Genomic DNA, 20327 nt, shown 5'->3' with positions numbered 1-20327 from the left:
AGTCGAGAGGGGGGTGGCCCTCCCGGCGGGCGGGAGGGCCACGGTGGTTCTGCGGCGAATGCCGCCTACTTCAGATGGTCCGGCCTCAGATGGTCCGGTCCGAACGCCTGCGGCAGCATCTCGTCGAGCGTGCGCAGCCCGTCCGGCGTCTCCAGGACCAGCTCCGGCCCGCCGAACTCGTACAGCAGCTGCCTGCACCTGCCGCACGGCACCAGGATCTCGCCCGCCCCGTCCACGCAGGTGAAGTGGGTCAGCCGGCCGCCGCCGGTGGCGTGGAGCTGGGAGACCAGGCCGCACTCGGCGCACAGCCCGATGCCGTACGAGGCGTTCTCGACGTTGCAGCCGGACACCGTACGCCCGTCGTCGACGCGGGCCGCCGCGCCGACCGGGTAGTGCGAGTAGGGGACGTACGCACGTGTCATGGCGGACCGTGCGGCGCTCCGCAGCGCCGCCCAGTCGACCTCCGCGGCGGCCGTCACTTGCCCTGACCCTTGCGGTAGATGAGGCCGTCCGCCTTCGGCATGCGCAGCCGTTGCGCGGAGAGCGCGAGCACGAGCAGCGTCGTGACGTACGGGGCCGCGTCGACGAACTGGCTCGGCACCTGGTCCGTCAGCGCGTACCAGGTGAAGAGCAGCGCGGAGACGGCTGCCGAGATCACCGCGGCCACGTACTTCTTCTGGTACAGCTTCCAGAGCACCACGACCACCAGCAGGATCGCCAGCAGCAGAAGCATCGCGTGTACGTTCTCGGCGCCGCCGCGCAGCTTGAGGCTGTCGGTGAAGCCGAAGAGGCCCGCACCCAGCGCCATACCGCCCGGCATCCAGTTGCCGAAGATCATCGCAGCGAGACCGATGTAACCGCGGCCGCCGGTCTGGCTCTCCTGGTAGATGCCGGTGGAGACGATCGCGAGGAAGGCACCGGCGAGTCCGGCCATGCCGCCGGACACCATGACGGCGATGTACTTGTACTTGTACACGTTGACGCCGAGCGACTCGGCGGCCACCGGGCTCTCGCCGCAGGAGCGCAGCCGCAGACCGAACGAGGTGCGCCACAGCACCCACCAGGTGCCGGGGATCAGCAGCAGTGCGACCACGGTCAGCCAGGACAGGTTGGTGATCAGGCCACCGACGACTCCGGCGATGTCGGAGACGAGGAACCAGTGTCTCTGCTGGAGATCGATCAGCCAGTCCGACAGGCCCGGAATGGTGATCCGGTCGATCGCCTCGATACGTGGGGACTGCTTGGAGGAACCTCCCTCGACGCCGTCGAAGGCGAAGTTGGAGAGGTAGCGGGTGAGCCCGACGGCGAGGATGTTGATGGCCACACCGGAGACGATGTGGTTCACCCCGAAGGTGACGGTGATGATCGCGTGCAGCAGGCCGCCGAGGGCGCCGCCGAGGATGCCGAACAGGACACCCACCCAGGGGCCCCACTGGAACCCGGCCCAGGCGCCGAACCAGGTGCCCAGGATCATCATGCCTTCGAGGCCGATGTTGACGACACCCGCGCGCTCCGCCCACAGACCGCCGAGCCCGGCCAGACCGATGGGGACGGCCAGTTCGAGGGCACCGGCGACCTGGCCCACGGAGGTCACGTCGTTGGCGCCGCTGATCAGGCGGACCAGCGAGACCAGGGCGAGGCCGCCCGCGACGATCAGCAGGACGACGGGCAGGGTGAGCTTGCGGCGACCGCCGCCCTTCTTGGGGGCGACGCTTGCGGCGGCGACTTTGCTGGCGCTCACAGTGCGGCCTCCTTCTCGGTCGTGAGGGCATGACCGGCGGCGAGCTCCTCGCCGACCTTCTGCTGCTGGCGGCGGGTTCCGTAACGGCGGACGAGTTCGTAACTGACAACGACCGAGATCACGATCAGGCCCTGCATGATCGTGGCGATCTCCTTCTCGTACCCGAACTGGTCGAGAGAGGCGGACGTCTTGTCCAGGAAGGCGATCAGCAGGGCGCTGAAGGCGATGCCTATCGGGTTGTTCCGGCCGAGCAGGGCGATGGTGATGCCGGTGAAGCCGATGCCGGTCGGGAAGTCGAGGCTGTACGTGTGCGTGTCACCGAGGAGCGTCGGCATGCCGGCGAGGCCGGCGACGGCTCCGGAGATCAGCATCGAGGTGAGCACCATCTTCTTGGCGTCCACTCCGGAGGCCTGGGCGGCGCTCTCGCTCTCGCCCGTGGCCCGCAGGTCGAAGCCGAAGCGGGTGCGGTTCAGGACGAACCAGTAGACGACACCGCAGGCGGCCGCGACGAAGGTGAACCCGTAGATCTCCCCCGCCTCGGCACCCATGGACAGACCGGGGAACCAGGCGGACTCCGGGATGTCGCCGGTGGTCAGGTTGTTGGAGCCGGCGGGCTGTTCACCGAAGTTCTTCGGCAGGATCAGCCAGGCGATCAGTGCGGTCGCGATGGAGTTGAGCATGATCGTCGAGACGACCTCGCTCACCCCGCGGGTGGTCTTGAGGAAACCGGCGATGCCCGCCCAGAAGGCGCCGACCAGCATCGCGACGATCACGATCAGTGCTATCTGCAGCGGCCCCGGCAGATGGACGCTCGCGCCGACCAGTGCGGCCACCATCGCGGCGAGCCGGTACTGGCCGTCGACACCGATGTTGAAGAGGTTCATCCGGAAGCCGATGGCGACCGCGAGGGCGGCGAGGTAGTACGTACCGGCCTGGTTGATGATCAGTACCTGTACGTCGGCGTACGTCGCCGAGTCGAACATCAGACTGTACGGCTCGAACGGGTTCTTGCCCGAGGCGAGCAGCACCACGGTGGTGAGCGCGAAGGCGACGACCAGGGCGAGAACCGGGCCGGCGAAGCCCAGGATCAGCCGGTCCTTGTCGAATTTCTTCATCAGGCCTCGTCCTCCGGTGCTGCCTCGAGATGACCGGTGGCGGCGCCGGTCATGGCCGAGCCCAGTTCCTCCGGGGTGATGGTGCCGGGGTCGGCGTCGGCGACCAGCCGGCCGCGGTACATGACGCGCAGGGTGTCGGAGAGCCCGATCAGCTCGTCCAGGTCCGCCGAGATGAGCAGGACGGCGAGACCCTCGCGGCGCGCCTCCCGGATCTGGTCCCAGATCTGCGCCTGTGCACCGACATCCACTCCGCGGGTGGGGTGCGCGGCGATCAGCAGTTTCGGAGCGTGGCTCATCTCCCGGCCGACGATCAGCTTCTGCTGGTTGCCACCGGAGAGGGAGGCCGCGGTGACCTCGATGCCCGGGGTGCGGACGTCGTACTCGCGCACGATCCGTTCGGTGTCGGCGCGGGCCGCCTTGATGTCCAGCAGCCAGCCCCGGCTGTTGGGCTTTTCCGTGACGTGGCCGAGGATCCGGTTCTCCCAGAGCGAGGCCTCCAGCAGCATGCCGTGCCTGTGCCGGTCCTCGGGGATGTAACCGATACCGCTCTCGCGTCGCTTGCGCGTGGGGGCGTGCGAGATGTCGTCGCCGTCGAGGGTGATCACCCCGCGGTCGGGGTCCCGCATGCCGATCAGTGCCTCGATCAGCTCGGTCTGGCCGTTGCCCTCGACACCGGCGATGCCCAGCACCTCACCCTTGTGGATGGTGAAGTCGATGCCGGCCAGCACGTCACGTACCACGCCGTCCGGGTCGGTGACGCCGAGCGCGAGATCCTCGACACGGAGCATCGGAACGTCCGTCACCGTGGATTCCCGGGTCTCGGGCGAGGGCAGTTCGCTGCCGACCATCAGCTCGGCAAGCTGCTTGGTGGTGGTGTTCGCCGGGTCGGCGGTGCCGACCGTCGTGCCGCGGCGGATCACCGTGATGTCGTCGGCGACCGACAGCACCTCGCCCAGCTTGTGCGAGATGAAGATGACGGTCAGGCCCTCTGCCTTGAGCTCGCGCAGGTTGTCGAAGAGCGCGTCGACCTCCTGCGGAACGAGCACGGCCGTCGGCTCGTCCAGGATCAGGATGCGGGCGCCCCGGTAGAGGACCTTGAGGATCTCCACGCGCTGCCGGTCGGCGACGCCGAGGTCCTCGACGAGCGCGTCGGGCCGGACCCCCAGACCGTACGCGTCCGAGATCTCCATGATCTTCTTGCGTGCGGCGGAGCCGATGCCGTGCAGTTTCTCGCCGCCGAGAACCACGTTCTCCAGGACGGTGAAGTTGTCGGCGAGCATGAAGTGCTGGTGCACCATGCCGATGCCGCGCTCGATGGCGTCGGCCGGGCTGCCGAACGCCACCTCGGCCCCATCGACCGTGATGGTGCCCTCGTCCGGCTTCTGCATGCCGTACAGGATCTTCATCAGGGTGGACTTGCCGGCGCCGTTCTCACCGACGAGGGCGTGAACGGTTCCCTTACGGATGGTGATGTCGATGTTGTGGTTGGCGACGACGCCGGGGAATCGCTTGGTGATGCCGTGCAGTTCTACGGCGGGGGGGCTGGTGGACGCGTTGATGACGCACTCTCCTTGGCCGGACAGGAGCGGGGCAAAGGGGCAGGGGCGGGGTGAAGCTATCGCGCCGGAGGGCCGTCTACACGCGTAGTGCTGCCGAATCGTAAGGCAGCGCACACAGCATCGCGAAAGACTCGGTCCTGGGCCTGTGCGGCTAGGGCCTGTCCGGCGGATCGGGGTCGGACAGGGCGCGGCGTCTGGTGCGGTGCATCGCAAGGCGCCGGAGCGTCCTAATAGCGGAGCTATTCGGGCGTTTCGGCAACGCCGCAAGGTGCCGTGCCAGGCGTCGCGACCCCGGCCATGATCTGCCGGACAGGCCCTGGTGCCGGGAGGGGCACCAGGACGCTGCGACGGGCGGAACTTCTTCGATGAACACCCCGTGAGCCCGGAGCGGCAGGACTGCGCGCTCCGGGCCCCGGGGTAACCAGCCGTACGGCAGTTGCTGTTACGGGGTGGTCTTGACCGTGACCGTGCCGTCGACGATGGCCTTCTTCGCCTTGTCGACAGCGGCGATGACCTCGGTCATCTTGGTGAAGGCCGGGTTGGAGTCGGCCAGGCCGACACCGTCCTTGTCCAGGCCGTAGCGGATCTCACCGTTCTGCGGCTTGCCGTCCTTGACCGACTTGATCAGGTTGAGGACGGAACCCGAGACGTCCTTGGTGACCGAGGTCAGGATCTGCGCCTTGTAGGCCGCCAGACCCTTCTGGTTGTACTGGTCGGAGTCGACGCCGATGGCCCACTTGCCCGCCTTGGCCGTGGCCTCGATCGAGCCCGAGCCGGCGAGACCGGCCGCGGCGTAGACGACATCGGCCTTCTTGTCGAGCTGCCCCTGGGCGGCGGCCTTGCCGAGGTCGGGCTTGGAGAAGCCGTCGAAGTTCGGCGGCTGGGTCAGGTACTGCGACAGGACCTTCACCGACGGGTCGGTGTCCTTGACGCCCTGCTCGAAGCCCGCCTGGAACTTCTTGATCAGCGGGGTCTCCACACCGCCGATGAAGCCGACCGTCTTCGTCTTGGTGACCTTGGCGGCGGCGACGCCGGCGAGGTACGAGCCCTGCTCCTCGTTGAAGACCAGGTTGGCGATGTTCTTGCCGGTCACGGAGGCGTCGTCGATGATGCCGAAGGTGATCTTCGGGAACTTCGGCGCGACCTTCTTGATGGCGGGCGCGTACGCGAATCCGACGCCGATCACCGGGTTGTTGCCGGCGCGGGCCAGCGTGGTGAGACGCTGCACCTTGTCGGCGTCCGACTCACCGTCGGACGGTTCGGCCTCGGTGCCCTTGAAGCCGAGTTCCTTCTCGGCCTTGGCCAGTCCGGCGTAGGCAGCGTCGTTGAACGACTGGTCGCCGCGGCCCCCGATGTCGTACGCGAGGGCGGTCTTGGCTTCCTTGGAGTCGGAGCCAGCATCCGACGAGGACTTACCGCCACAGGCGGTGGCACTGAGCGCAAGCGCCGCGGACGCAAGGCCCACGGTGGCAATCCGGGTGATCCGGCGCAAGGGAAGGCTCCTTCAAACCTGACCGAAGCGCCTCTTCCGGCGCTGGTTTCGCGGCGATCGTAACGCGCGTAGATGTCAGATAAAGCCCTGTACGGAAGCTGTTATCGGATCGTCGCGAACCAGGGGTGACCTGTCCGGTTACGGATGGTTGCCATCCAGCAACGCGGAGGCGGTGAAGAGCTCCACCGCCACCGTGATCGCCTCCTCGTCGGCGTCGAAATCGCCACGATGCAGGTCGAGCCGGGCGGTGTCGCCGCGCGTACGGACCCCGAGCCGGGCCATGGCTCCCGGGACGTGTTCCAGGTACCAGGAGAAGTCCTCACCGCCGAGGCTCTGTTCGGTGTCCTCGATCGCGGACGAACCGCGGCGTGCGGTCATCGCCCTCGCGAGCAGATCGATCACGTCGGCGTCGTTCACGACGGGCGGGACGCCCCGGACGTAGTTGATCACCGTCTTGGCCCCGTGCATCCCGGCCACCTCGTCGATCGCCTCGTGCACCAGGTCCGGCGCCTCCCGCCAGGCCGCGATGTCCAGGCAGCGCACGGTGCCGGAGAGCTCGGCGTGCTGCGGGATCACGTTGCAGGCGTGCCCGGCCTCCAGCCGGCCCCAGGTGACGGCGAGCCCGGCCCGTGCGTCGACCCGGCGGGCCAGCAGCGCGGGCACCTCGGTGGCGACCTTGGCGGCGGCGGTGACGAGGTCGGTGGTCAGATGCGGCCGGGCGGTGTGCCCGCCGGGGCCGTCGAGACCGACCTCCAGCCGGTCGCAGGCCGAGGTGATCGCCCCGGCCCGCAGCCCGATCCGCCCCACGTCCACCTTCGGGTCGCAGTGCACCCCGATGATCCGCCCGACACCCTCCAGCGCCCCGGACGCGATCGTGTCGGGCGCCCCGCCGGGCAGCACCTCCTCGGCCGGCTGGAAGATCAGCCGCACCGGCCGCGGCAGCAGCCCCTGCCGGTCGAGTTCGGCGAGCACGAGTCCGGCGCCGAGGACCGCGGTGGTGTGGATGTCGTGCCCGCAGGCATGCGCCCGGTCGGGGACGGTGGAGCGGTACGGGACGCCGGCCTTGGTGTCCGGAATGGGCAGGGCGTCGATGTCCGCGCGCAGGGCGAGCACGGGCCGCGGGTCGCCGTCCCTCCCGCCCACGTCACAGACGAGCCCCGACCCCGTGTCCAGCACCCAGGGCTCCAGCCCCGCCTTCTCCAGCCGGGCCTTGATGGCCGCGGTGGTACGGAACTCCTGGTTGCCCAGCTCGGGGTGCATGTGCAAATCACGCCGGAAGGCGATCAGTTCGGCACGCAAGGCCTCGGGCAGGGTGCCGGACAGCGCCTCGCCCCCGGGCAGCTGGGCATCGGAATCGCGGGACATCAACGGGTTCACCTGGTGAAGGGTAAGGCCGTTCCCCCGTCAACTGACCATGAAACAAGAAAAGTTCAGCCACATAGACGAATAAATGACTGGGTCGTCGCGTGTGAGGCGGCAGCGAGGTGGGTAAACTCGCCCATTTCACTCATCGGCCGCCCACCAGCCGCACGACGTCCCGGAGGGGCTCCGTCAGCCGGGCAGCCCCCGGCGCACCGGAACCAGCGCCGCCCCGACGCACAGGGCTCCGGCCGGCAGCAGGTCCAGGCTCATGGCCATCAGTGCGATCCCGGCCAGCACGCTCACGCTTGCGTACGGCATCGGCCGCCACGCGCGCCCGCTCGACCCCTTGCCACGGCAGGCAGGAGCCGTCATCGGCGCACGCCTCCGGATCGCGGGGTAGACTTAGTCCAGTGGTTAGCCCACCCGTCGATCCGCCCCTGCGAGGCAGCCGTGGAAGCAGCTCGTCAGTACAACGTCCATGAGGCCAAGACCCACCTCTCGCGCATCCTGGAACAGGTGGCCACGGGTGAAGAAGTGGTGATCTCCAAAGCGGGAGAACCGGTGGCCAAGGTCGTGCCGCTCCGTGCCCGGGTGAAGCGGACCGGGCGCGGCTCGCTCCAGGGACAGATCCACATCAGGGAGGACTTCGACGACCTGCCGGACGAGCTGGCCGACGCCTTCGGGATGCGCTGATGAAAATGCTGCTCGACACACATGTCGTCCTGTGGTGGCTCGACGACTCCACCGAGCTCACCGACGAAATCAAACACCTGCTGGACACGGAGCCCTCGGTCTTCGTCAGCGCGGTCACCCCGTGGGAGATCGCGATCAAGCAGTCTCTCGGAAAGCTTGAGGGCCCCGAGGATCTGGCGGAACGGGTACGGGACAGCCAGTTCACCTCGCTCCCGGTCACCGCGGGACATGGCGTGCGGGCGGGCAGACTGCCCGCACATCACCGCGATCCGTTCGACCGGATACTGATCGCACAGGCTCAGACCGAGGGGATGACCATCCTGACCCGCGACAAGTGGATCCCCTCCTACGACGTGCAGGTCATGCCCGTCTGACGGCTCTGCGCCACACCCGCCGGGCTTTCGCCCCCTACGCCTCCGTCACCGCCGTCGCCCGCCAGGGCGCCAGCCGCTGCACATCCCGGGCCGTCTCCGTGACGCCGCTCAGGAAGCCCTGGGCGCGCGGCGACGCCGTGTCGCGGAGCCATTCCGGGGCGATGTCGCAGACCGCGACCTTGACGTCCGTGCCGACGAGGGCGAGGGGCAGGGTGTGGACGACCGTGGAGGGGAAGCTCAGGACCGTGCGGCCGATGGGGCCGCGGCGGGCGATGAGTTCCAGGGGGAGGTCGGGGCGGACGATCTCCAGGCCGGTGGCGGCCTCCAGTGCGTGGAGCTTGTCGGTGGACTCGCGGCGGTGGGCGAAGTAGCGGGTGGCCCCATGGGTGCGGGCCAGGGCCGCGACGGCCTCCAGGTACTGGGCCTGGTCGACCACGCCCGTCTCGACCAGTGAGGTGCCGACCAGGTCCGCGCCCTTGGTGAGCCGCGGCGGGCCGAAGCGGGCGCGGGTCCAGGCGAAGGTGTTGCGGGTGACGGTGACGCCGGGCGGAGCCTCGACCGGCATCGCCGTGAAGACCTCGACCGTACGGGTGGCGGACGGGGTGAAGCGGCTGCGGGCGCGGGCCGTGACCGGGGCCAGGACCAGTTCGCGCGGACCCGAGCTGCCCCTGCGGTGCCAGCGCACCAGGCGTTCGCCACGGGCCAGTTGGGCGACGAACTCCATGGTGGCCGTGCCGTCGTCGACCACCGTGAGGCGGCGGGCGCGGACCATGGTGAGCAGGAGCTGGACATAGCGGGAGAAGGGGTCGCCGATGACGATCCGCTCCGCCCTGCGCAGCAGTCCGGCCAGTGAGCGCAGGGTCTTCAGGGGCGCGCCCGCGCCGCCGCGCGCCTCCTGCCAGCGGACGTTGACGCCCTCGTCGCGGGCCAGCTCCGCCATCCGGCGCAGCTGGCCGCGCGACATCGGGTCGACCGGGGGGAGGACGACGACCGTTACGTCCGTGAAGACGTGGTCGTCGCCTCCCTCTGTGTAGGCCCACTCCAGGACGTTCAGGAGCTGGACCGGGCTCTCGACGAAGGCGAGGTTCACCGGTCGGCCCGTCAGACCGCGACCGGCTCGGCGGCCGGGGCCGCCTCGGCGCTCTCGTCGTTCTCGGCGTTCTCAGCGACGACGCCCGCGACCCGGCGGAGCTTCTTCATCGGGCCGAGCTCCGACTCGTACACCTTCTTGATGCCGTCGCCGAGCGAGGCCTCGATGGTGCGGATGTCGCGGACGAGGCGGGTGAGGCCCTGCGGCTCGACGGAGGCGGCCTGGTCGGAGCCCCACATGGCGCGGTCGAGGGTGATGTGACGCTCGACGAACGCGGCGCCGAGGGCGACGGCGGCGAGGGTCGTCTGGAGGCCGGTCTCGTGGCCGCTGTAGCCGATCGGAACGTTGGGGAACTCCTGCTGGAGGGTGTTGATGACCCGCAGGTTCAGCTCCTCGGCCTTGGCCGGGTACGTCGAAGTGGCGTGGCAGAGAAGGATGTTGTCCGATCCCAGTACCTCCACCGCGTGGCGGATCTGGCGCGGGGTCGACATGCCGGTGGAGAGGATGACCGTGCGGCCGGTTCCGCGCAGCGCGCGCAGGAGTTCGTCGTCGGTGAGGGAGGCCGAGGCCACCTTGTGCGCGGGGACGTCGAACTTCTCCAGGAAGGCGACGGCCTCCGTGTCCCACGGGGAGGCGAACCAGTCGATGCCGCGCTCGGCGCAGTGCTCGGAGATGGCCCGGTACTCGGCCTCGCCGAACTCGACGCGGTGGCGGTAGTCGATGTACGTCATCCGGCCCCAGGGGGTGTCGCGCTCGATGTCCCACTGGTCGCGCGGGGTGCAGATCTCCGGGGTGCGCTTCTGGAACTTGACGGCGTCGCAGCCGGCTTCGGCCGCCACGTCGATCAGCGCGAGGGCGTTGTCGAGGTCACCGTTGTGGTTGATGCCGATCTCGCCGGTGATGTAGACGGGGTGGCCGGGGCCGGCGGTGCGGGTGCCGAGGGTGCGCAGACGGGAGGTGCTCATGTGTCCTGATTCCTTACTCGGGGGACGTGCGGTACTTGGGGGACTTGGGGGATTCGGGTGGTGCTTGGGGGACTTGAGGGTTGCTCGGGGCTTGGGGGCCCCGGTTCACTCGGGGGACCGGGTGGGAGTCGTGGTCGTGAGGGTGGGACCCAGCAGCCAGGCCGCGATCTCGCGGATGGCGCCGAAGCCGCCGGGGGTGGTCGTGACGGCGCGCGCCGCGGCACGTACCGAGTCATGGGCGCTCGCGACCGCGACGGGCCAGCCGGCCAGCGCGAAGCACGGCAGGTCGTTGACGTCGTTGCCGACGTAGAGGACGCGTTCCGGAGCGATCGACTGTTCGTCGCACCACTGCTTGAGCGCCAGGTCCTTGCGGTCGATGCCGTGCAGGACCGGGATGCGGAGCTTGTGGGCGCGGGCCGCGACGACCGGGTTCTGTTCCGTGGAGAGGATCAGCAGCGGCAATCCGGCCTTGCGCAGGGCCGCGATGCCCAGGCCGTCGCCGCGGTGGACGGCGACGATCTCGCGTCCGTCGGCGTCGATGAGGACCCGGTCGTCGGTCTGCGTGCCGTCGAAGTCGAGGACGACCGCGTCGACGTCGTCGAGGGTGGGCAGCGGGAAGGGGTCCAGGAGCGGGGCGAGGGCGCGGGCGCGGGCCAGGTCGTGCGGGTCGTCGATCTCCAGGACCCGGGCGGCGTCGGTGCGCACCAGGGCGGTGTGGCCGAAGAAGCGGTGGCGGTGGGTACGGAAGCCGGCGGCGTCCATGGCGTACGCGGTGCCGGTCTCCAGCAGGTCCTCGGGGCGGTCCTGGCGCATCTGCCGGACGGACTTGTCGTGGTTGACGCCGTGGTTGCCCTCCTCCGGCGCACTGCCGTCGCGCCAGAGGAAGCCGTGGAACGGGGCGACGGTGACCGCTGTGTCGGCGCCGTCGCGGGCGACCGCCCTGGCGACGCCGTCGATGTCCTCCCGTACGACGAAGGGGCTGGTGCACTGGACGAGCAGCACCACGTCGGCCGTCCGGTCGTGCATCGCCTCGTACACGTCCAGGGCGTGCAGCACCGCGTCCTCGCTGCTCGCCTTGTCCCCCGCTATGGCCTGGGGGCGCTGGACGATGTGCACCCGCTCCGGGGCACCCAGCGTGTCGCCCGCGGCGCGGGCCGCGTCGGCGATGGCCGCGTCGTCGGTGGTCACGACGACGTCCGTGACCTCGCGGGAGGCCAGGCAGGCGCGTACGGCACGGGCGACCAGCGGTACGCCGCCGACCTGGGCGAGGTTCTTGGCGGGGACGCCCTTGGATCCGCCGCGGGCGGGGATCACGGCGAGCACGGTCGGGGTCGGGGTCATCTCTGCTCCTGAAGTGGTGTTCACAGCTCGCCCATCCGTCGGATCACCGGGGCGACCCGCTGGACGCCCTGCCGGTACGCGCCCCGCGCCGCCTCCCGTACCGCGTCGCGGACCGCGCCGCGCACCCCGCCGGTCTCGCGCGGCCGGTCGGTGCCCGGCAGCGGGTGGCCGTCGGGGGCCAGGTGGTGGCGGGCGAGGATGCCGGGCAGGTAGCCGGGGGCGGTGGCGGGTGTGTAGTACGGGGCGAGGTCGGGCAGCCGGGCGGCGGCGAGCAGGGTGTCGACGCGTGCGCGGGCGTTGTCGTAGGCCGTGGCGTACGTGCCGTCGGCGGCGACGCCCTGGCCGGCCAGCCATGCGCCGTCGGGCTCCGGGCGGTGGCCGCCGTCCAGGTGGTCCCAGGAGGTGAGCAGGCCGGAACCGATGAAGTGGTGGTTGCCGAGGGCCTCGCGAACACCGAGGTCGGTGAGGATCGCGGTCGGGATGCGCCGGTGCAGGGCTTCCAGCGCGGCGGTCGAGGAGACCGTGACCAGCAGGTCGGTGCGGTCCAGGACCTCGCCCATGTGCCCGTACACCAGACGGAAGTTGGGTGGCAGTCCGCCGGCCAGCTTCTCCGCGAGCCGCTGGTACGGGAGTTCCTCGATGTGCGTGGTGTGCTCGCCCGGCTTGGAGCGCAGCTTCAGCAGCACCTCGCGGTCCGGGTGCAGCCGGGCGTGCTCGACGAGCCGGCGCAGCAGATACGTACGGTCGGCGCGGGAGGCCGGTACGGACGGCTGGGCGGCGAAGACGACCGTGTCGCGGCCCTCCCGCGGGCGGTGCGGTTCGCCGCCGAGGAACGGCAGGGCGGCCTCCGTGACGGCCGAGGCATCGGCGCCCACTCCCTCGTACACGGCACGGAAACGCTCCGCGTCGTGGCGGGAGTTGGCGAGGACGACGTCCGCGCCGTGCCGCAGCAGCAGTCCGTCGGCGAGCTTCTCGTAGACGACGCCGACATAGCCGGTGACGACGACGGGCCTGGCGGGCAGCTGCAGCGCGGCGAGGCCGTGCAGCATCGCCTGGACGGCTCCCCCGACGAGGGCGAGGACGATCACGTCGTATCCCTCGTCACGCACCGTGTGCAGGAATTCGACGGCCGTCACCTCGCGCACCCGCTCGGCGTCGACCCCGACGTCGCCGACCTCGGCGAGCTGGCGCGGGGTCGGGGTGGCCCGGCCGCGCAGCAGGAGTCCGGTGATCTCGACGTGCTGCGCCGACGTTCCGGACGCACCGGTGGTGAGGCGGCGCGCGGTGAGCGCGCCCCATTTCCACCGGGTGTCGGAGTCGGCGAGTACGGCTACCCGGAGGGCGGTCGTCTTATCTGTACGTGGGGGCACGTCCCAGAACTTAGGAAGGCATTTCGATTCGCAGCCCAACGTGACGGCAACAGCTGGTTAACAGCCCGACGACGCTTGGCGAATCGCCCGCACAAAAGCCCCACACGGGGCAAGGGATCGACCGGTTCATCATTTCGACATTCTTCGTTCACCTGCCGTCCCTTCCGGGGCCAAGGCAAATGACGGGCCTCCGCCTAGCGTGTGACGCGTGGTTAAGCTCTCCGTCATCGTGCCGTTCTACAACGTGCGGACATATGCCCCCGATACCTTGCGAAGTCTGCGGGCCAATGCCCGAAATGATTTCGAATTCATCTTCGTCGACGACTGTTCGACCGACGGGACTCTGGAGATCCTCCAGCGCGCCGAGCGCGAGATCCCCGGTGCCGTCCTGGTCGGACACGAGAAGAACGGGGGCCTGGCCACCGCACGCAACACGGGAATCGATGCGGCGCGCGGCGAGTACCTCACCTTTCTCGACGGCGACGACTGGGTCGTTCCCGGCCACTACGAGCGGCTGCTGGCCGCCATCACGGATCTGGGGTGCGACTTCGTCCGTACGGACCATGTGCAGTTCACGGACCGGACGCGCACCGTCCATCAGGTCCCGCACGGTCTGCGCAACACCGTCATGCGGCCGCGCGACGTAATCCTGCCGTCCGACCGGTCGACGCCCGTGGACTACGCCTACGCCTGGGCCGGTGCGTATCACCGCAGGCTCGTGGAGTCGGGGCTGCTCCGCTTCCGCGACGGGCTGCGCACGGCCGAGGACCGGCCCTGGATCTGGCGCCTGCACCGCGAGGCCGAATCGTTCGCGGTGGTCGGCCTGCCGGGGGTCTTCTACCGGCGCGGGGTGGCGTCGTCGCTCACCCAGATCGGCGACGTGCGCCAGCTCGACTTCATCCGGGCCTTCGACCTGGTCCTCGAAGAGACGGCGAGGGATCCGGAGGCGGACCGGCTGCTGCCGAAGGCGGTGCGCACCTATTGCGCGGTCATGGCGCACCACTTGGAATCCATCGAAAGGTTCGAACCAGCAGTGGCACGGAAATTGCGCTCCATGAGTGCGGCTTCTCTGCGGCGCATGCCCCAGGACATTCTCGCCGATACGCTGAATTCGCTGGGCGACCGCCGTGCGGACCAGCTGCGCCGAGTACGCCGCCGTTCCGTTTCCCGGGAGGTCGCGGCCTGATGTCCGGCATGTACACCGCGCCGGTCGGCCGGTCCACCACCCAGATCTTCTCCGCGTGCACGCAGTACGCCGCCGCCACACTTGTCGCGGCATTGCGCGCGGGCCAGTTCGGTCCGCGCTCGGAGCACCGGCGCATCCTCGTCGTGAGCGACACCTCGCCTTCTCCCGAACTGGGCACACCGCTCCATCGCAGGCCAGGATTCGAGAAACTGGAGTCCGAATTCGACACGGTGCATTCCTGGAACGACTTCATCCGGCCGTTCCACCCGGCGGGCTGGTCGCCCCGGGAACAGGACGCCTCGCTGTGGGAGCGGGCTGTACGCCGGGCGTGGCACCTCGGCGACGAACCGGTCGAGATCGCCTGCGAGTCCATCCAGGCCAACCCCTCCCAGGCCCTCGCGGTGATCTTCGGCGACAGCCCGGTGCACATCTACGCCGACGGGCTGATGAGCTACGGGCCGACCCGCAGCAAGCTCGACCAGCTGGTCGGCACCCGCATCCGCCGGCTGCTCCACCTGGACCTGGTGCCGGGCCTGCGGCCGCTGCTGCTCACCGAGTTCGGCGTCGAGTCGGAGATCGTACCGACCGATGTCTTCCTGAAGGTGCTGGACGAGCTCGCCGGATCGGCGGACGTCCCCGGCCCCGACGGCGGCCCCGCCCCGGCCCTGCTGCTCGGTCAGTACCTCTCCACGCTGGGCATTCTCACGCCCCAGCAGGAGGAGGACCTGCACGCGCGGATGCTGCGCGGCGCCGTCGCCCTCGGCCACACCCGGGTCGTCTTCAAGCCGCACCCCAGCGCGCCGGCCCACTGGGCGCGGTCGCTGGAGCAGGAGGCGGAACGGCTCGGCGCCGACCTCACCGTTCTCGACAGCCCGGTCCTCGCCGAGACGCTGTTCGAAACCATGCGCCCCGCCCTGGTCGTCGGCTGCTTCTCCACTGCGCTGCTGACCGCCGCCTCGTTCTACGGGCTCCCGGTCGCCCGCGTCGGCACCGGCTCCCTGCTGGAACGGCTCGCCCCGTACCAGAACAGCAACCGCATCCCGCTGACGATCGTCGACGCGCTCCTGCCCGACCTGGAGGACCCGTCCGCGGTCTCCGGCTGGTCGCTGCCCTCCGCCGAAGAGGTCCGGGGCGAGCCGACCGGCCTGGTCAGCGCGGTCGGCTACGCCATGCAACCGCAGATCCAGGCCGCGCTGCGCCCTGAGGCCGAGCGGTATCTCACCGGGCACCGCGACAACCTCTGGCGCTACTTCAAACGGCGTCGGCTGACCGCGCTGGGGCTGCCCGGAGCCGTACCCGCACAGCTCGCGTTCATCCCGCGCAACGCGACGGTGCGCCGGATCGCCCGCAGGGCCCGCACCCTGAAGCGGGCGGCGGCGGGCTGACCCGCCCTGCCGTCGGACGAGGTGGCCGGCGGGCCGTCCGTGCTCCGCCGCCGCGATGACGGCGATCCTCCGGCCGTCCCCGGCGCGGCAGCAGGCCCGGCCGTCCGCGCGAGCGGCCCGGGGCGGCCGGTTCCAGATTCCACACGTCCCGGTCCGTTCCGGGAGAGGAGCATCACCGTGGCCGAAGCGCCCACGACAACCCGGTCCGCTGCGGCTGCCGTGCTGCCCGCCCCGTCCGCACCCCCCGCCCCGCGCAATCCGCGCTCCGGCGCGGGCGCAGGCCGGATGCGGGCCCTGGACGGACTGCGCATCCTGGCCGCCCTCATGGTCTGCCTGTACCACTTCGCGGGGAAGGACGGCCCGGTCGCTCAGTCCTGGGGGCAGTCGCCGGGCCAGATGTTCCCGACCCTCTCCCAGGCGGCCGTCTACGGCTGTCTCGGGGTGCAGTTCTTCTTCGTCATCAGCGGCTTCGTCATCTGCATGAGCAGCTGGGGGCGGTCGCTGGGCGACTTCTTCCGGTCCAGGGTCGCCCGCCTCTACCCGGCGTACTGGGCCGCGATCGTCCTCGTGACGGCGGCCGCGATCGTCCTGCCGGTCGTCGTGAAGCCACTGCGCTCGGACGAGCTGCTGCTCAACCTGACGATGCTGCAGCAGCCCATGGGCGCGGACCGGGTGCTGGGCGTGTGCTGGACACTCTGGGTCGAGCTGCGCTTCTACGTCCTGTTCGCGCTCTTCGTCGTCTGGCGTGGTGTCACCTACCGCAGGGTGGTGACCTTCTGCTGTCTGTGGACGTTCGCGGGGGTGCTCGCCCGGGTCGCCCAGACCCCGCTGACGGACGAACTGGTCATGCGCGACCACGCGCCGTTCTTCATCGGCGGCCTGGCCCTGTACCTGATCCACCGGTACGGCAGCGACCTGCTGCTGTGGGGAATCGTCGCGATGAGCTTTCTCCTCGGCCAGCGCTACTCCGTCACCGCGCTCTGGCACCCGGGCATGGACGGCGACTTCCATCGCTCCCCGTACGTGATCCAGCTGATCGTCGCCGCCGCGTTCCTCTCGGTCGCCGCGGTGGCGCTGGGGTGGCTGCGGTGGGCGAACTGGCGCTGGCTGACGGTCGCCGGCGCCCTGACCTACCCGTTCTACCTGGTGCACGAACATCTCGGCTGGTTCGCCATCCGGATCCTGCACCGCGGCTGGGGCCTGCCCCCGGTCCCGACACTGCTCGGCGCGGTCGGCTCGCTGCTGATCCTCGCCTGGCTGATCCACCGGTACGTGGAGAAGCCGGTCGGCCCTCGCCTGAAACGAGCCATGACCGCCCAGAGCGCCCGGTTGCGCGCGGCGTTGCGCATGGGGGCGTGAGCGGAGGCGCGACGGGGTGGCCAATCACCGCGCGCGGCACCGACGGTGCCATCCACAACACCGGCGAGACCACCCAGGGCAGTGGCACCTGGCGCCCCTGGCAGCAGCCGTCGTCCGAGGCCGCCGCCACCGTGCCGACCGCGTTCACCCGCACCAACAGCAACGGCCGACCTGGGCCTGCACCTTCCGTGCCGCCGACAACCAGACCCGCGTCCACCAGGTCCAGCAGAGCTTCGGCCTGGCACGCACCGCCGCGGACACCGCGCAGGACGCACCCCGGTTCCAGGCCCGGGCCCTGCCCAAGCCGTCCGACAACTGACCCACGGCGTCGGTACGGGGTACGAGAGCCTTCAGCGCACCCCGTACCGTGCCTCGCGGTGCCCTGCCTCCGGCCCCGGTCGGCGCACCGCGCTCACACGCTGCTGAGCGAGAGCTTCGCCGCGAACCCCAGGAACAGCAGACCGGCCGCCGAAGTGGCCCCCGCCGACAGCCGCCTGCGGCGGCGGAACACGGCGGACAGGCGGGTGCCGCCGAATATCAGCATCGACAGATAGAGGAAGCTGGCGATCTGCAGCAGGGTGCCCAGCACCAGGAACGAGAGCGCCGGGTAGGCGTAGCCGGGGTCGACGAACTGCACGAAGAACGAGATCAGGAACAGGATCGCCTTCGGGTTGAAGAGGCTGACCACCAGCGCCCGCCGGTACGGCCGCTCCATCGCGGCGGCGGCCTCGGGCCCGGCGCTCTCCTCGGTCAGCTCGGCCACCCGCCGGTGCCGCTCACGCCACATGGCCGCCGCGGACCGCAGCATGCCGATCGCCAGCCACGTCAGATAGCCCGCACCCGCGAACTTGACGACGGCGAAGAGCACCGGAGTCGTCCGCAGCAGGGACGAGGCCCCCAGCGCGGACAATGTCATCAGCACGGTGTCCCCGGTCCACACCCCGGCCGCGGCCACATAGCCGGTCCGCACACCGCGCCGCGCGGCGACGGACAGCACGTACAGCGAATTCGGCCCCGGCAGCAGGACGATCAGCACCAGGCCGGCGAGATAGGTCGGAAGATCCGTGACACCCAGCATGAAACGGAGTGTCGCACGTGGGTACGACACTCCGTTCGGGGGGTTCGGTGAGAACCGAGCTCAGTCCTCGTCGCCGCCGAGGAGACGGTCCACGGAGAGCTTCATCTCGACACCGACCACGTCCGGCACGGTGAACGAGGTCCCACGCTTGTGGGGCTCCTTGTTCTTGTACTCACCCCTCCGCGGATCGCTGAACAGCAGCACCTGGTCGTGCTTGCGATCGGCCACGGCATAGACCGGAATGCCCGCCTGGGCGTAGTCCTCGACCTTGGGACCGAGGCCGTCCGACCACTTGGTGGACGCCGTGGCCGTGGAGATTCAGCGAGAGATCACCCCCGCGGGTGGACACCCCCTCAGAACGCGTCCGACGGCTCATATGTCCCCCACACCCCGCGCAGCGCGTTGCACACCTCACCCACCGTGGCCCGCGCCCTGAGCGCTTCCTTCATCGGGTACAGGACGTTGTCCGTGCCCTCGGCGGCCTTCCGCAGCTGTGCCAGCGCCGTGTCCACCGCGCCCTGATCGCGTTCGGCGCGGAGCTTCGCCAGGCGGGCCGCCTGCTGGGCCTCGATCGCGGGGTCGACGCGCAGGGGCTCGTACGGCTCCTCCTCGTCGAGCTGGAAGCGGTTGACGCCGACCACCACACGCTCCGCGCTGTCGGTCTCCAGGGCGATGCGGTACGCGCTGCGCTCGATCTCGTGCTTCTGGAAGCCGCGCTCGATCGCGTTGACCGCGCCGCCCATGTCCTCCACCTTGAGCATCAGCTCCAGGGCGGCGGCCTCGACATCATCAGTCATCTTCTCCACGACATACGAACCCGCGAACGGGTCGACCGTCGCGGTGACGTCCGTCTCGTACGCCAGGACCTGCTGGGTACGGAGCGCGAGGCGGGCGGACTTGTCGGTCGGGAGGGCGATCGCCTCGTCGAAGGAGTTGGTGTGCAGCGACTGCGTACCGCCGAGGACCGCGGCCAGGCCCTGGACGGCGACGCGCACCAGGTTGACCTCGGGCTGCTGGGCGGTGAGCTGGACGCCCGCGGTCTGGGTGTGGAAGCGCAGCATCATCGACTTGGGGTTCTTCGCGCCGAACTCCTCCTTCATCACCCGCGCCCAGATCCGGCGCGCGGCACGGAACTTGGCGACCTCTTCGAGGATCGTCGTACGGGAGACGAAGAAGAAGGAGAGACGGGGGGCGAAGTCGTCGACGTCCATGCCCGCGGCCACGGCGGTACGGACGTACTCGATGCCGTCGGCGAGGGTGAACGCGATCTCCTGCGCGGGGGAGGCACCGGCCTCCGCCATGTGGTACCCGGAGATCGAGATGGTGTTCCACTTCGGGATCTCGGCCCGGCAGTACTTGAAGATGTCGGCGATCAGCCGGAGCGAGGGCTTGGGCGGAAAGATGTACGTGCCGCGCGCGATGTACTCCTTGAGCACATCGTTCTGGATGGTGCCGGTGAGCTGCTGAGCCGGGACGCCCTGCTCCTCGCCGACCAGCTGGTAGAGGAGGATGAGAAGGGCGGCGGGCGCGTTGATCGTCATGGACGTGGAGACCTTGTCCAGCGGAATCCCGTCGAACAGGACCCGCATGTCGTCGATCGAGTCGATCGCGACCCCGACCTTGCCGACCTCGCCGGACGCGATCGCCGCGTCGGAGTCGTGGCCCATCTGGGTGGGCAGGTCGAAGGCGACGGAGAGGCCCATGGTGCCGTGGGCGATGAGTTGCTTGTAGCGGGCGTTGGATTCCGTGGCCGTACCGAAACCCGCGTACTGGCGCATCGTCCACGGCCGGCCGGTGTACATCGTCGGGTAGACACCGCGCGTGAAGGGGTAGGCGCCCGGCTCTCCCAGCTTGTCGTCGGGGTTCCACCCGTCGAGTGCGTCCGGCCCGTACACCGGCTCGATGGGCAGTCCCGACTCCGACTCGCGCGTCATCTGCTGTGCCTTCCGCTGAAGCTGCTCGGTAAAGCTACTTACTGGTAATCAAGGATTCCCGCGACGGACTGTAGCGGCGGGCACGAGACCGGTGGAGAGTCACCGGCTGGGACCTTGCTCACAGCCCTTCCCGACGGCCCGCGCCGCCGCTCTCCCCATCATGCGCGGGCTTTGGCAACCGGGCAGAGCGGGAATCCGTCCCATGGGACACCGGAGAAACCCGGAGAAGCAGGGGGCCGAGATGGTACGCAGTATCAGCGGAAGCGCGTCACGGGGCAGGGCA

General features: G+C 69.8%; 20 protein-coding genes. 6 read left to right on the top strand and 14 right to left on the bottom strand.

Translation table 11 applies throughout. From position 1 onward, the window contains the following. Positions 1-65: 65 nt before the first annotated feature. The 7 genes from ACFVV1_RS00425 to ACFVV1_RS00395 form a co-directional block, all read right to left on the bottom strand. Positions 66-479 (bottom strand): cytidine deaminase, encoded by a 414-nt coding sequence (locus ACFVV1_RS00425; RefSeq protein ID WP_389982229.1) that lies wholly within the window; start codon positions 477-479, stop codon positions 66-68. Next, positions 476-1741, bottom strand: a complete 1266-nt coding sequence (locus ACFVV1_RS00420; RefSeq protein ID WP_389982226.1) for an ABC transporter permease — start codon at positions 1739-1741, stop codon at positions 476-478. Before ACFVV1_RS00420 ends, ACFVV1_RS00425 begins: the two co-directional genes overlap by 4 nt. Next, a complete protein-coding gene (locus ACFVV1_RS00415; protein WP_389982223.1) occupies positions 1738-2856 on the bottom strand; it encodes an ABC transporter permease in 1119 nt (372 codons plus the stop codon). The genes ACFVV1_RS00420 and ACFVV1_RS00415 overlap by 4 nt, the downstream gene beginning before the upstream one ends. Continuing rightward, positions 2856-4439, bottom strand: a complete 1584-nt coding sequence (locus ACFVV1_RS00410) for an ABC transporter ATP-binding protein (protein ID WP_389983852.1) — start codon at positions 4437-4439, stop codon at positions 2856-2858. The genes ACFVV1_RS00415 and ACFVV1_RS00410 overlap by 1 nt, the downstream gene beginning before the upstream one ends. A gap of 418 nt (positions 4440-4857) precedes the next feature. Next, positions 4858-5907, bottom strand: coding sequence for a BMP family protein (locus tag ACFVV1_RS00405; RefSeq protein WP_389982220.1), 1050 nt, complete (start codon positions 5905-5907; stop codon positions 4858-4860). A gap of 138 nt (positions 5908-6045) precedes the next feature. Then, a complete protein-coding gene (locus ACFVV1_RS00400; RefSeq protein ID WP_389982217.1) occupies positions 6046-7272 on the bottom strand; it encodes an amidohydrolase in 1227 nt (408 codons plus the stop codon). A 186-nt stretch (positions 7273-7458) separates the two neighbouring features. After that, complete coding sequence (locus ACFVV1_RS00395; protein WP_389982214.1) at positions 7459-7587, bottom strand: hypothetical protein; 129 nt, start codon at positions 7585-7587, stop codon at positions 7459-7461. Between the two features lie 132 nt (positions 7588-7719). Here ACFVV1_RS00395 and ACFVV1_RS00390 point away from each other — a divergent pair, with 132 nt between their 5' ends. Beyond that, a complete protein-coding gene (locus tag ACFVV1_RS00390; RefSeq protein ID WP_266748107.1) occupies positions 7720-7962 on the top strand; it encodes a type II toxin-antitoxin system Phd/YefM family antitoxin in 243 nt (80 codons plus the stop codon). After that, the gene (locus ACFVV1_RS00385) at positions 7962-8336 is read left to right on the top strand and encodes a type II toxin-antitoxin system VapC family toxin (RefSeq protein ID WP_389982211.1); all 375 of its coding nucleotides are present in this window, start codon (positions 7962-7964) and stop codon (positions 8334-8336) included. Before ACFVV1_RS00390 ends, ACFVV1_RS00385 begins: the two co-directional genes overlap by 1 nt. Before the next feature lie 34 nt (positions 8337-8370). Here the strand turns inward: ACFVV1_RS00385 and ACFVV1_RS00380 are convergent, their stop codons facing one another. The 4 genes from ACFVV1_RS00380 to ACFVV1_RS00365 all read right to left on the bottom strand — a co-directional run bounded on the left by ACFVV1_RS00380 (position 8371) and on the right by ACFVV1_RS00365 (position 13102). Next, entirely contained in the window at positions 8371-9426 is a 1056-nt protein-coding gene (locus tag ACFVV1_RS00380; protein ID WP_389982208.1) for a hypothetical protein, read from the bottom strand. A gap of 11 nt (positions 9427-9437) precedes the next feature. Further along, positions 9438-10391 carry an N-acetylneuraminate synthase family protein gene (locus tag ACFVV1_RS00375; RefSeq protein WP_389982205.1) on the bottom strand — a complete coding sequence of 318 codons (954 nt, stop codon included), beginning with the start codon at positions 10389-10391 and terminating at the stop codon, positions 9438-9440. Between the two features lie 105 nt (positions 10392-10496). Then, positions 10497-11732 carry a cytidylyltransferase domain-containing protein gene (locus ACFVV1_RS00370; RefSeq protein ID WP_389982202.1) on the bottom strand — a complete coding sequence of 412 codons (1236 nt, stop codon included), beginning with the start codon at positions 11730-11732 and terminating at the stop codon, positions 10497-10499. A 20-nt stretch (positions 11733-11752) separates the two neighbouring features. After that, on the bottom strand, positions 11753-13102 hold the full coding sequence (locus tag ACFVV1_RS00365; protein WP_389982199.1) for a DUF6716 putative glycosyltransferase: 1350 nt from the start codon (positions 13100-13102) through the stop codon (positions 11753-11755). A gap of 208 nt (positions 13103-13310) precedes the next feature. Here ACFVV1_RS00365 and ACFVV1_RS00360 point away from each other — a divergent pair, with 208 nt between their 5' ends. The 4 genes from ACFVV1_RS00360 to ACFVV1_RS00345 all read left to right on the top strand — a co-directional run bounded on the left by ACFVV1_RS00360 (position 13311) and on the right by ACFVV1_RS00345 (position 17351). Next, positions 13311-14288 carry a glycosyltransferase family 2 protein gene (locus ACFVV1_RS00360; RefSeq protein ID WP_389982198.1) on the top strand — a complete coding sequence of 326 codons (978 nt, stop codon included), beginning with the start codon at positions 13311-13313 and terminating at the stop codon, positions 14286-14288. Continuing rightward, positions 14288-15673: a polysialyltransferase family glycosyltransferase gene (locus ACFVV1_RS00355; RefSeq protein ID WP_389982195.1), complete on the top strand. Its 1386-nt coding sequence runs from the start codon at positions 14288-14290 to the stop codon at positions 15671-15673. The genes ACFVV1_RS00360 and ACFVV1_RS00355 overlap by 1 nt, the downstream gene beginning before the upstream one ends. 285 nt (positions 15674-15958) lie before the next feature. Further along, complete coding sequence (locus ACFVV1_RS00350) at positions 15959-17032, top strand: acyltransferase family protein (protein ID WP_389983849.1); 1074 nt, start codon at positions 15959-15961, stop codon at positions 17030-17032. A 16-nt stretch (positions 17033-17048) separates the two neighbouring features. After that, positions 17049-17351, top strand: a complete 303-nt coding sequence (locus ACFVV1_RS00345; protein WP_389982192.1) for a hypothetical protein — start codon at positions 17049-17051, stop codon at positions 17349-17351. A gap of 93 nt (positions 17352-17444) precedes the next feature. On the opposite strand, the gene leuE is transcribed toward ACFVV1_RS00345, so the two are convergent. The 3 genes from leuE to ACFVV1_RS00330 are packed head-to-tail and all read right to left on the bottom strand — an operon-like array spanning position 17445 to position 20044. Next, on the bottom strand, positions 17445-18110 hold the full coding sequence (gene leuE, locus ACFVV1_RS00340; protein WP_389982189.1) for a leucine efflux protein LeuE: 666 nt from the start codon (positions 18108-18110) through the stop codon (positions 17445-17447). Between the two features lie 60 nt (positions 18111-18170). Then, a complete protein-coding gene (locus ACFVV1_RS00335) occupies positions 18171-18428 on the bottom strand; it encodes a Uma2 family endonuclease (protein WP_389983846.1) in 258 nt (85 codons plus the stop codon). Between the two features lie 35 nt (positions 18429-18463). Further along, positions 18464-20044, bottom strand: a complete 1581-nt coding sequence (locus ACFVV1_RS00330) for a methylmalonyl-CoA mutase (protein ID WP_389982186.1) — start codon at positions 20042-20044, stop codon at positions 18464-18466. Between the last annotated feature and the right edge of the window lie 283 nt (positions 20045-20327).

This window comes from Streptomyces sp. NPDC058092 (genome assembly GCF_042884935.1).
GTDB lineage: Bacteria > Actinomycetota > Actinomycetes > Streptomycetales > Streptomycetaceae > Streptomyces.
Note: the sequence above shows the minus strand (reverse complement) of the source record. Positions and strands in the feature narration are given on the sequence as shown.